Genomic DNA, 11,693 nt, shown 5'->3' on the forward strand with positions numbered 1-11,693 from the left:
ACCACAAACGTTTTAGGCTGGCATGAATTGTCGGTGGCACGAGCGGCGCGGTTCAGCCAATACCGCCCATCCAGCGGGCCCTGGCCGCTTACCCGGCCGCCCATAAAAAAGGCAGCGCTAAAGCGCTGCCTTTTTGGGAGTTACTCAACCGTTCAGCTCAACTGCGGGCCTGCCTTGATGATGGCATCACTGACGCCTTCGAACTTTTTGAAGTTCTCGACGAATTTGGTGGCGAGTTCGCGCTGGTGATGATCGAACGCGCCTTGATCCTGCCAGGTGTCGCGGGGATTTAGAAGGCTTGAGTCCACGCCCGGCACCGCGGTGGGTACGTCGAGGTTCAGGCCCTCGATGTGCTGGGTTTCGATATCGCGCAGTACGCCGGACTGAATGGCGCTGATGATCGCGCGGGTGGTCGGGATCGAGAAACGCGCGCCCCCTTCACCATAGGCGCCGCCGGTCCAGCCGGTGTTGACCAGGTACACCTGAGCGTCCTTTTTATCGACACGCTTGATCAGAAGATCGGCGTATTCGCGCGCCGGGCGGGGGAAGAACGGTGCGCCGAAGCAGGTCGAGAACGTGGCGGCCAAGCCCTCAGATGAACCCATTTCCGTAGAGCCCACCTTGGCGGTGTAGCCGGAAAGAAAGTGGTACGCCGCCGCTTCCTTGGAAAGAATCGATACCGGCGGCAGCACCCCGGACATATCGCAGGTCAAAAAGACGATGGCTGAGGGCTCGCCGGCCAGGTTCTCGGCCACGCGCTTTTCGACGTGTTCCAGCGGGTAGGCGGCGCGAGAGTTCTGGGTCAGGCTATCGTCGGCGTAGTTGGGTACGCGGCGGTCGTCGAGCACCACGTTTTCAAGCACGGTGCCGAAACGAATAGCGTTCCAGATCACCGGCTCGTTCTTCTCGGAAAGGTCGATGCACTTGGCGTAGCAGCCGCCTTCCATATTGAAGACGATGTCGTCGCCCCAGGCGTGCTCGTCGTCGCCGATCAGGTAACGCCCCTGGTCGGCGGAGAGCGTGGTTTTACCGGTACCGGAGAGGCCGAAGAAGAGACACGTCTCGCCGTCTTCGCCCACGTTGGCGGAGCAGTGCATGGGTAGCACGTCGGCGTCGGGTAGCAGAAAATTCTGTACCGAGAACATCGCCTTTTTCATCTCGCCGGCGTAGCGCATGCCGGCGATCAGCACTTTTTTCTCGGCGAAGTTGATGATCACGGTGCCATCAGAATTAGTACCGTCGCGGCGCGGTTCGCACTCGAAACCCGCGGCGTTCAGAATCGTCCAGGCCTCTTTACTCGCCGGGTTGTAGGTCTCCGGGCGCACGAACATGGTGCGCCCGAACAGGTTCTGCCAGGCGGTTTCGGTAGTGACCCGTACCGGCAGGTAATGGGTCGCGTCGCTGCCCACGTGCAGCTCGGCGACGAAGTGCTCTTCACGGCCCAAATATTCTTCCACCCGCGCCCACAGTGCGGAGAACTTCTCGGCGTCGAAGGGGCGGTTGACGCTGCCCCAATCGATGCTGTCTCGCGTGGAGGGCTCATCGACGATGAAGCGGTCCTTGGGGGAGCGCCCGGTGCGCTCGCCGGTATTCACCACCAAGGCGCCGTCTGCGGAAAGGCGGCCTTCACCACGGGCCACGGCGCGCTCGACCAGTTCGGCGCTGCTGAGGTTGACGTGGGCTTGGGGAGCGGCTTGAGTCGTGGTCATGTCAGTTCCTGGGCTTGAAGCCGTTTCTCGTTACAAGCGCAAAAGACGTGGGCCTCTTTTTGCGCTGGAAAGGTTCTCCCAGCCGCTACACAAGCGGGCCGGGCGCTGAAGACCGGCGCATTATGGCAAAAAGAAAGCCCCCGTGAAACGGGGGCTTGGGACAATCATTTTGTAGTTAAACTACTACAATGACAGGCTTTTTCGTGCTGCGCTGCGGTAATTTTTCAAACACTTGTTTGCCTTTAGTGCTATAGCCCAGGGCCTGCATGGGTTAAGCGTGTATGACCTTTAAATACCGGCAACGCCTTTGCGACTACATAATTAGTGGATGACCGGGGCGGGACCCTCCGGATCTTCGATGAGCGCTTCGATTTGTGCCGCAGTGTAGTGATATTTCGTGTGGCAGAAGTGACATTGGGTCTCTATTTCGCCCTGCTCGGCCAGAATATCCTTGAGCTCGGCTTCGCCCAGCGAGTGAAGTGAAGAGCTCATACGCTCGCGCGAGCAAGTGCAGCCAAAGCGCAGCGCCTTGGGTTCGAACACGCGCACGGTCTCTTCGTGGTAAAGCCGGTAGAGCACCTCGCGCTGCTCGAGTCCCAGGATTTCCTCGGTTTTGATCGTTTCGGCCAGGTGTACGCTGCGCTCCCAGGCGTCCACGTCCTGATTGTGCGAGGCGTCCGGCAGGCGCTGGAGTAACAGTCCGCCGGCGGTTTTGCCATCGGCGGCCAGCCAAAGCCGCGTGGGCAGCTGCTCGGACTGGCTGAAATACGCCTCCAGGCAGGCGCCGAGGGTTTCGTGTTCGAGACCGACGATCCCCTGGTAGCGCTTGCCCTCTTTGGGGTCGAGGGTAATGATGATTTGGCCCTCGCCGACCAGGTCGCGAAAACCGGCGCTCTCACTGGGTAGCGCGCCCTCTTCGTTGAGCCTGGCAATGGCGCGCAGCTCGCCACCGGGGTTGGATTCGGCCATGAGTAGCGAAAGATCGCCCTGGCCACGTACTTCGATACTCAGCGTGCCGTCGAGCTTGACCGTATCGGTCAACAGCGCCACGGCGGCCAGCAGCTCGCCCAGCAGCGTGTTGACCGCCTCCGGGTAGGCTTGGCGGCTGAGCACCTCGTGATAGGCCGACTCGAGGCTTACGATCTCCCCGCGCACGTTGGTGTGGTCGAACATAAAGCGTTGGATTTGATCAGACATAGGGGACCATCGAAAAAATTGGGGACATTGAGGGGGAGATTTACTCGCCCTGATTACGCTGAAAGCGCTGAATCTCGCGGCGCTGTTTTTTATCCGGGCGCTTTAACGGATGCTGCATCACTTCGTTATTGAGGCGGCGGGCCTCGGTTTCCTTGGCGCGGCGCTCTGCGCTCTCCTGGGTTTCGCTGTAGAGCGTACGCGCCTCCGGGGCGCCGCGGCGCTGGCCCGACAGGGTGAGCACTTCGACCTCGTAGATATCCCACCCCTGGGGTACACGGATCAACGCGCCGACCTCGACGTTCTTGCTGGTCTTAACGCGGTCACCGTTGTAGTGCACCTTGCCACCTTCGATGGCTTTTTTGGCCAGTGCCCGGGTCTTGAAAAACCGCGCGGCCCACAGCCATTTATCCAGCCGAACGCTGTCGCTCATTGAGGCTCTCCTTACTGCGTGGGGGTATCGCCTGGCAGCAGTTGGGCAAATCGGTCCAGGGCGATGAATTCCTGCAGCTCTTTTTCGGGACGCTGACTATCGGGCTGCTTGATGCCCATCAGGTATTTGATACCGAACTCCCGGGCGCTTTCGAGCACGCGCGGGTTGTCGTCGATAAACAGGGTGCGGGCCGGATCGAAGGGCTCGCGCTCTTGTAGAGCAAACCAGAACGCCTGCTCCTCTTTCGCAGCACCCACATCTTCGGAGGAGATGATGGCGTCGAGATACTTTTCCAACCCCGTGAGCGGCAGTTTTAGCGCCAGGCTGGCTCGGTCGGCGTTGGTGGCCAGCACCACTCGCGGGTGGGCGTTTTTAAGCCAGGTGAGAAAATCCAGCGCGTCGCTGCGCAGACCGATCAAATGCTGGACTTCTCGCTTCAACTCGACCACGTCCACATCGAGCTCGCGGCTCCAGTAGGCCAGGCTGTACCAATTGAGCGTACCCTGCTCGCCGATGATGCGTTCGCGCAGCTCGTTCTGGGTGGCCTCGTCGAGCTTGTGTAGCTCGCCGTAGCGCTTGGGCAGGTGCTCGAGCCAGAAGTGGCTATCAAAGTGCAAATCCAGCAGCGTGCCGTCCATGTCCAGCAAGACGGTATCGATCTCGCGCCAATCAATCATGGCCACTCCGGTGTTAAAACGGTAAGCGTGCTATTGTAGCCCAAGGCGTTTTTTCGAGCCATGGAGGCCCTTATGTCCAGATCCGACTCCTCTCACCCAGACCCGACTCAACCGGATGCCAGCGCGCTGGAAACGACGCTTTCGGGCTACCCGGTCAAGCCACATATTCTGGCGCGGGAAAGCGTGGCAAAAAGCCGCCTTTTCCATATCGAAGCGCTGGATTTGCGCTTCTCCAACGGCGAAGAGCGCCGATTCGAGCGCTTGACCGGCACCGACCACGCGGCGGTGATGATCGTGGCCATGCCGGACCCGGATCACGTATTGTTGATACGCGAGTATGCCGCCGGTTTCGAAGAGTACGCGCTGACCCTGCCCAAGGGGCTAGTGGACCCGGGGGAAGACGTGATCGGCGCGGCCAACCGCGAGTTGATGGAAGAGTGCGGCGTCGGGGCGCACCGCCTGGAGCCGTTGATCGAGCTGTCGCTGGCGCCGAACTACATGCACCACCGCATACAGGTGGTCATGGCCACCGACCTTTATGAGCAGCGACTCCCTGGCGACGAACCCGAGCCCCTGGTCGTCGAGACGCACGCCCTCGAGGACTTACCGGCGCTTTTGATGCGCGAGGATTTTCACGAAGCCCGTGCGATTGCCGCGCTTTATATCGCCCGCGACAAGCTTCGTGACGAGAAGCGCGAAGACGCCATGGATTTGCTTTAGCCGGCGCCGCCAGTAAGGGAAGGCTATCGCCTTCCATCGCCCAATGGAATTGGGCTCCTACAATAGACAGTGGCAACCATCATTTGTAGGAGCAGGCTTTAGCCAGCGAATTGTTTGGGGTGGCACCGCCAGTCAAGGAAGGCTATCGCCTTCCATCGCCGAAGTGTCGGACCACCAATGAATCGGTCTCCTACAGTGGATCGTGGCAACCGTCATTTGTAGGAGCAGGCTTCAGCCAGCGATGCAGCGCAACGCGCTGCCGGGGTTGGTGATTATGGCAAACTGCAATGCCTTCATCACCCAAGGGCGGCTAACGCCGCCATCGCCCAATAAAATTGGGCTCCTAATTGGGCTCCTACAAGGGATCGTGGCAACCGTCATTTGTAGGAGCAGGCTTCAGCCAGCGAATTTTTTGAGGTGGCGCCGCTAGTAAGGGAAGGCTATCGCCTTCCATCGCCGATGTGTCGGACCACCAATGAATTGGGCTCCTACAATAGAACCGTGCACCCATTTATTGTAGGAGCAGGCTTTAGCCAGCGATGCAGCGCAACGCGCTGCCGGGGTTGGTGGGGATGGCAACCTGCAATGCCTTCACCACCGAAGGGCGGCTAACGCCGCCATCGCCGAAGTGTCGGACCACCAATGAATTGGGCTCCTACAGTGGATCGTGGCAGCCGTCATCTGTAGGAGTTAATAGGTAGTGAGCGCGGGCGCTGACTTTTGTAGTGCCTGGTTGACCCGGGCGAGCTTTTCGATGGATGCCTGGATGTTCTCTTCCTGGGCGCCCTTGAGTCGGAAGGCATCCACGACGTTGGCCAGCTCGAACACTTCCACGGTCAGGTTATCGGCGGACTCGGCGATCATTTGGACCTTATGTGCGTTTTGCTGGGTGGTGCTGTCCATTTCGGCGATGGCACCGTTGATCTGGCCGATACCGCTACTCTGCTCGTCCGAGGCGCTGGTGATCGAGGCCATGAGCTCGCTGACTTGGCTGACCTGCTGCATGACGTTCTCGATCGAGCTCTCCGCCTGCGCGACCGCCGTGCGCCCGCCGTCCACTTCCTGGGTAGCACTATCGATCATTAGGCGAATCTCCTGGGCAGCGTTGGCGCTGCGCCCGGCCAGGTTGCGCACCTCGCTGGCGACGACGGCGAAGCCGCGGCCGTGCTCGCCGGCCCGCGCCGCCTCGACCGAGGCGTTCAGCGCGAGGATATTGGTCTGGAACGCGATCCCGTCGATCACGCCGATCATCTCGGTCATTTTCTCCGCGCTTTGCGCGATGCGCTGCATGCGCTCCACCAACTGCTCCATCTGTTGGCGGGTATCGCGGGTACTGGTCGCGTTTTGCTCGGCCAGCTCGCTTGCCTGGCGGGCGTTTTGGGTATTCTGCTGCACGGTGGCGGTCATCTCGACCATGCTGGAGGCAGTCTGCGCAAGCGCGGTAGCCTGCTGGCCGGTACGCTGCGACAGGTTGTCGTTCTCCACGGCGATCTGCTCGACCGCCGGGGTCACCACCGAGACGCGATTTTCGACCTCGCCCACCACGGCAGCCAGACTAAAGCGCATGGTATCCAGCGAGTAGGCAAGATCGCCCAGTTCATCGCCACTGCGCAGCTGGTTACGTGCCGCCAGATTACCGGCGGCTACCTGGAAGGTCATGTAGCGCGCGCCTTCCAACCCTTTGAAAACCGACCGCAAAATAAGAATACTCAGCCCCACCATCACCAAAAGCCCCACGACCATCAGCAGCAGCTGGGCGAGCAGCATTTGCTCGCGCTCCTGGCGAGCTTCTTCGACCCTGGCGGTGGCCTCGATGCGCTTGTCATCGACCAGTTGAGTACTGAGCGTGCGAATCGACTCGGTAGTGGGCGCCACGATATCGTTGAACGCTTCATAGGCGGCAAACCCGCTAGCGTCGCTCAGGGCGTCCATCGTTTGGGTGAGCCCCGAGATCCACTGCGTAAGGGCCCCATCGAATGCCTGCACACTCGGTTGCTGCATGTCGTCATGGGCGAGGTATGTCGACCACTCGGACCGGATCTCCTGCAAATGCGCATCAATGGTGGACGAGAGCGCATCCAGATCCGCGCGACGAGGGTTTCGCACGGCGGGCTCCACGAGCTCGACCGCCTGCCCGATATGCCGCTCGATATTTTGTAGGCTAGCGATGGATTGAAGTCCAGAATGGTTGAGCAAATCCAGCCGCTCCCCCGCCTTGATGACCCCCATGGCGCCAAGGCCCCCTGCCAATCCCAGTAGCACCAGCGCCATTAGCACCATCCCGGTGAGCTTGGCTTTCAAGCTACCCAACTGAAAACGGCTGATCAGCCCCAGTGCGCCTTTACGCTGTATCGCCCCTCTTTTGACCTGATAGCCGCGCGACTTACCCTTGTCACGCATCTCGGCGTACACTTTTTGGGCCAACGCGATATCAGTGGGGGCGGCCTTGCGGCGCACCGAAGTGTAGCCCACGATACGGTCGCCATCGCGAAGTGCCGCCACCGTGGCGTTCACCCAATAGTGATCGCCGTTTTTACGCCGGTTTTTAACGAGGCCTTGCCAGGTATTACCAGCCTTGATGGTGTGCCAGAAATCGCGAAACGCCGCCTCGGGCATATCCGGGTGACGAATCATGTTGTGAGGCGAGCCCATTAGCTCGTCGCGCGAATAGCCGCTTACTTTGACGAAAGCCGCGCTTGCATAAGTAACATTTCCCTCCAGATCAGAACGAGAAATGAGAACCGTTTCATCGTCGAGTACATACTCTTGTTGCGTAACAGGTTGGTTATTGCGCACCTTGGTTGCCTCGGCAGTCGTTATTAATATTGATTTTTCGGCATTATCCAGCACGACTTGAGTTTTAATTCGACGAATAGGCGTAAAAAAAACGCCACTCTTTTATGTTGGAGCGGCGTTCGACGTGGATCACTTTTACAACAACAGTTGCTTATATGGCGTTTTTTTCAGAATCGATTATTTGAACACTACGTCCGCAACGTCACGGTAGCGGTTGGCAAAGTGGACCGTCATACCGGCTTTCAGGTAGTCGGGCAGTTCATCGTAATCGCGGCGATTAGGCTCGGGCAGAATCACCTCGAAGATATCGCTGCGCCGGGCGGCGATCACTTTTTCGCGAATGCCGCCCACCGGTAGTACCTGGCCGGTCAGCGTTAGCTCGCCGGTCATGGCCAGCGGCCGATCGATCGCCTTTTTCGTGGCCAGTGATAAAAGCGCAGTGGTCATGGTGACGCCGGCGGAGGGGCCATCCTTGGGGGTCGCGCCTTCCGGCACGTGCAGGTGAACGAACGCCTTGTCGAAGAATTCCGGGTCGGCGCCGTACTCTTTCAAGTGCCCCAGGGTGTAGCTGTAGGCGATATTGGCCGACTCCTGCATCACGTCGCCAAGCTTACCGGTGAGCTTGAAGCCGCGGTCCAGCGAATGGATCTTGCCCGCCTCGATGGGCAGCGTTGCTCCGCCCATGGACGTCCAGGCCAGTCCCGTAACCACGCCTTCGCCCTTGAGCACCTTCTCTTTTCTAAACAGCGGTGCGCCGAGAAACTCCTCGAGGTTCTTGACCGAGATCTTGACCGTCTCTTCCGGCTCTTCCAACAGCTTGACCGTCGACTTACGCACGATGCGATGAAGCTGCTTTTCGAGCTGACGCACCCCGGCTTCCCGGGCGTAGCCCTCGATGACCTGCTTGAGGGCGGCATCGGTCAGGTTGATACGCTTTTTGGGCAGGTTGTTGCGCTTGAGCAGTTTCGGCCAGAGGTGGTGCTTGGCGATCTCCATTTTCTCTTCGGCGATATAGCCGGAGAGGCGAATCTGCTCCATGCGGTCCAGAAGCGGCCCGGGGATAGAGTCCAGGGTGTTGGCCGTGCATACGAACAGCACTTTGGAAAGGTCCATGCGCACGTCGAGGTAGTGATCGAGAAAGTCGACGTTTTGCTCCGGGTCGAGCACTTCCAAAAGCGCCGAGGCCGGGTCGCCCTGGAAGGACTGGCCGAGCTTGTCGATCTCATCGAGCATGATGACCGGGTTTTCGACCTTGACCTCCTTGAACGCCTGGACCAGCTTGCCCGGCATGGCGCCCACGTAGGTGCGCCGGTGGCCCTTGATCTCGGCCTCGTCGCGCATACCGCCAACCGAGAAGCGATAGAACTCGCGGCCCAACGCCTCGGCGATGGAGCGGCCCACGGAGGTTTTACCCACCCCGGGCGGGCCAACGAGCAGCACGATCGAGCCGCCCACGTCGCCCTTGAAAGTACCTTCGGCAAGAAACTCGACGATACGCTCTTTGACGTCGCCCAGCCCGTCGTGGTCGCGGTCCAGTACTTGCCGGGCGTGGGTCAAATCCAGCTTGTCCTCGCTGGTGATCCCCCAGGGCAGCGAGGTGAGCCAGTCGAGATAGTTGCGGGTGGTGCCGTACTCCGGCGAGCCCGTCTCCAGCACGCTGAGCTTATTGAGCTCTTCGTCGATGCGCGGCTGAACGCGCTCCGGCACTTTCAGCTCTTTCAGGCGGTCGCGGAAGGTGTCGACATCGTTTTCGCGGTCGTCCTTGGAGATGCCCAGCTCGCGCTGAATGACCTTGAGCTGCTCGCGCAGGAAAAACTCCCGCTGGCGGTCCTGCATCTGGGCGTTGACCTGCTCGCTGATCTCGCTTTGCAGCTTGGCAACGTCGATCTCCTTGCGCAGCAGCGGCAGCACCTTGTGCATACGATCCGCCACCGGCAGGGTCGATAAGACATCCTGGAGTTCAGGACCCTTGGCCGAGGTAATGGCCGCCGCGAAATCAGTGAGCGGGCCTGGCTGGTTGGGGCTAAACCGGTTGAGGTAGTGCTTGAGCTCCTCCCCGTAGAGCGGGTTGATCGGCAGAAGCTCCTTGATGCCGTTGATGATCGCCATGGCGTAGGCCCGGGTCTCTTCATCCTCGGCATCCACGGGTTCTTTGGGGTAGCTCACCTCGACCAGATACGGCGGCTCTTTCGAGAGCCAACGTTGGATCTTGAAGCGGCGCACGCCCTGAGCGATGAACTGAATCTGCTGGTCTTCGCTTTTGAGCTTGTGAACCCGAACGGCGGTGCCCATTTCCGGGAAGCTCGACTCGTCGAGTTCATCCACACCCTGCTCGCCGACAAAGGCGACGCCGAGCGTGTGATGCGGGGTGTTGCCCACCCGGCGCATGGTTTCTTCCCAGCGCTCCTTGTTGATTACCAGCGGCTGGACTTGGGCGGGGAAGAAAGGCCGGTTATGGATAGGCAGAATGTAGATGCGCTCCGGCAGCATTTCACTGGCCGATACCAGCGAGTGGGCCTTTTCGCCGTCCGAGCTCTGTTCGCCGTCTTTCACACCGTCATTGCCGCCGGGTTCGTCGTCGGTCAACCAAACCGATGAATCGTTGTCGTGCTGATGATCCTGGTCGCTCATGCGGCCTCCATAGGTGAGACTGGCGGTAGCGCCGCCTGGTATTACCCATGGAATGTGGGCAGAGCGAGGAAACTTCAACCCTTGGGCCTTAGAACCCTTTTGCCTTACTGCCTTCCGGTTCGCTTTACAAGATAAGCCGGCGGACGGGCGCCTACTGGGGCCAAAGCTCGGGGATGGGGCGGCCGTTCACCCGCCAATTGCCGCGAATCACGTCGAATTGAAGCTCTCGCGTGCCGAGCGGCAGCCCCAGCCATAGCGCGGCGACCGTCGGCGCATCGTACCAAACGAAGTCACCGTCGATTCGCTCCTTCCAGTGGCTACGCGCTTGGGCGTTGCCAAGTCCTGCCAGGCTGAGCGGCTCGAGCCGGCGACCGTCGAAGAACAGCGCCCCGTCCGCGTCGACGGTAATGCCCAATAGCGGGCTCTCGAGGGCAATGCGGGTAACGTCGAGCCGGGGCGAGTCGCCCAGAAGGTGAAGCACTTCGGGCTCCAGGCGTGTCATGAAGCCTTCGGCCATGGGCCGGTCCGTGTCGCCCCAAGCCGCCTCCTGACGGATACGGCGAATGATTTGGCGCACGGCGTCGGCGTTGAGCCGCGAAAGCTCCGCTTCGATTTCACCGCTCAGTAACGGGGTATCCGGGGCTTCGCTGGGCACGCGTACATCGCCCACGGAAAGGCTACCTTGCAAGCGCAGCTCGCTTTCATCGAGCACCATGTAGCTTTGCAGGTCGATGGGCGCGGCCTGGACCTCGTAGCCCGGGTAGTAGAGCGTGGTGGTGTCGATGTGCAGATGGTCGCGCTGGGCGAAATGGTAGGCGTCTTCGATATAGGTGTAGCGGCTTTCGAGGGTGGTGGGGCCAAACGAAAGGTAAGCCTGGCCGTCACTTAGCGTAAGCTGGTCGAACAGCGCGCGCAGGCGCCAGTCGCCGAACACGCCTTCCAGACGCAGGCGGGCACCGCGCACGTCTAGCTCCCGGCCGTTTTGCTGAATGACGAAAGGCGCCAGCGCCAGGCGTAGCTCACTTTTACCGCTCAAGGTATGGTAGCGCCCTTCCCAACGCGGCAGCGAAAGCGCGGATACCTCGCCGACCGCTTTTTGCAGCGCGCTGTCCAGTCTAGGCACCAGGGTACCTTCGACATCGGTGCTCAAAAGCCCGTGACGGGCATCGTAGGTCAGGGCAAGCTGCCAGGGCCTGCCCAAAAGCGGTGAGAGCAGCACCCGCCCGCGGGAGGTCAGCCAGCCCTGGCGGCTTTCGCTGCGACTTACCCGCCACTCGCCGCGGGCCTCCAGGTCTTCCAGCGCCTGGCTCAGGCTGCGCTCGAAAAGAATACTCGAAACCAGCTGAGCGACGGCCCAAACAAGCGCCGCCACCACGATGACCGGCACAATAAGACGTTCCTTACGCATGCCATCTCCCTGGATAGCCCAAGATTGACGCCCGGCTCGAGGCGCATTGCCCACTACGCTAAAGCAAATACCGCCGCGATAACATCCTTGAACGCGACCGCCCGCCGCCGCTATAGCGTAGCGGG

Annotated in this window: 8 protein-coding genes; 1 reads left to right on the top strand and 7 read right to left on the bottom strand. The window is 60.4% G+C overall.

What is annotated here, in order from left to right; translation table 11 throughout:
- Positions 1-152: 152 nt before the first annotated feature.
- The 4 genes from ACWHRL_RS11320 to yrfG form a co-directional block, all read right to left on the bottom strand.
- Entirely contained in the window at positions 153-1,709 is a 1,557-nt protein-coding gene (locus ACWHRL_RS11320; RefSeq protein WP_447893745.1) for a phosphoenolpyruvate carboxykinase, read from the bottom strand.
- Positions 1,710-2,030: 321 nt separating this feature from the next.
- On the bottom strand, positions 2,031-2,906 hold the full coding sequence (hslO, locus tag ACWHRL_RS11325) for an Hsp33 family molecular chaperone HslO (protein WP_447893746.1): 876 nt from the start codon (positions 2,904-2,906) through the stop codon (positions 2,031-2,033).
- Positions 2,907-2,946: 40 nt separating this feature from the next.
- The gene (gene hslR, locus ACWHRL_RS11330) at positions 2,947-3,336 is read right to left on the bottom strand and encodes a ribosome-associated heat shock protein Hsp15 (RefSeq protein ID WP_447529229.1); all 390 of its coding nucleotides are present in this window, start codon (positions 3,334-3,336) and stop codon (positions 2,947-2,949) included.
- 11 nt (positions 3,337-3,347) lie between these two features.
- Entirely contained in the window at positions 3,348-4,013 is a 666-nt protein-coding gene (gene yrfG / locus ACWHRL_RS11335) for a GMP/IMP nucleotidase (protein WP_447893747.1), read from the bottom strand.
- A 72-nt stretch (positions 4,014-4,085) separates the two neighbouring features.
- Between yrfG and nudE the strand changes: the two genes are divergently transcribed.
- Positions 4,086-4,733 carry an ADP compounds hydrolase NudE gene (gene nudE / locus ACWHRL_RS11340; RefSeq protein WP_447893748.1) on the top strand — a complete coding sequence of 216 codons (648 nt, stop codon included), beginning with the start codon at positions 4,086-4,088 and terminating at the stop codon, positions 4,731-4,733.
- Between the two features lie 690 nt (positions 4,734-5,423).
- Here nudE and ACWHRL_RS11345 read toward each other — a convergent pair.
- From ACWHRL_RS11345 to ACWHRL_RS11355, 3 genes are all read right to left on the bottom strand, one after another.
- A complete protein-coding gene (locus ACWHRL_RS11345; protein WP_447893749.1) occupies positions 5,424-7,583 on the bottom strand; it encodes a methyl-accepting chemotaxis protein in 2,160 nt (719 codons plus the stop codon).
- A 123-nt stretch (positions 7,584-7,706) separates the two neighbouring features.
- The gene (lon, locus tag ACWHRL_RS11350) at positions 7,707-10,160 is read right to left on the bottom strand and encodes an endopeptidase La (protein ID WP_447893750.1); all 2,454 of its coding nucleotides are present in this window, start codon (positions 10,158-10,160) and stop codon (positions 7,707-7,709) included.
- Positions 10,161-10,311: 151 nt separating this feature from the next.
- Positions 10,312-11,568: a DUF945 family protein gene (locus tag ACWHRL_RS11355; protein ID WP_447893751.1), complete on the bottom strand. Its 1,257-nt coding sequence runs from the start codon at positions 11,566-11,568 to the stop codon at positions 10,312-10,314.
- Positions 11,569-11,693 lie beyond the last annotated feature (125 nt).

This window comes from Vreelandella sp. GE22 (genome assembly GCF_968212445.1).

What these genes read in the sequence shown, in the direction of transcription:
- ACWHRL_RS11320 (WP_447893745.1), bottom strand. Translation starts at nt 1,709, where the DNA reads ATGACCACGACTCAAGCCGCTCCCCAAGCCCACGTCAACCTCAGCAGC.
- hslO (WP_447893746.1), bottom strand. Translation starts at nt 2,906, where the DNA reads ATGTCTGATCAAATCCAACGCTTTATGTTCGACCACACCAACGTGCGC.
- hslR (WP_447529229.1), bottom strand. Translation starts at nt 3,336, where the DNA reads ATGAGCGACAGCGTTCGGCTGGATAAATGGCTGTGGGCCGCGCGGTTT.
- yrfG (WP_447893747.1), bottom strand. Translation starts at nt 4,013, where the DNA reads ATGATTGATTGGCGCGAGATCGATACCGTCTTGCTGGACATGGACGGC.
- nudE (WP_447893748.1), top strand. Translation starts at nt 4,086, where the DNA reads ATGTCCAGATCCGACTCCTCTCACCCAGACCCGACTCAACCGGATGCC.
- lon (WP_447893750.1), bottom strand. Translation starts at nt 10,160, where the DNA reads ATGAGCGACCAGGATCATCAGCACGACAACGATTCATCGGTTTGGTTG.
- ACWHRL_RS11355 (WP_447893751.1), bottom strand. Translation starts at nt 11,568, where the DNA reads ATGCGTAAGGAACGTCTTATTGTGCCGGTCATCGTGGTGGCGGCGCTT.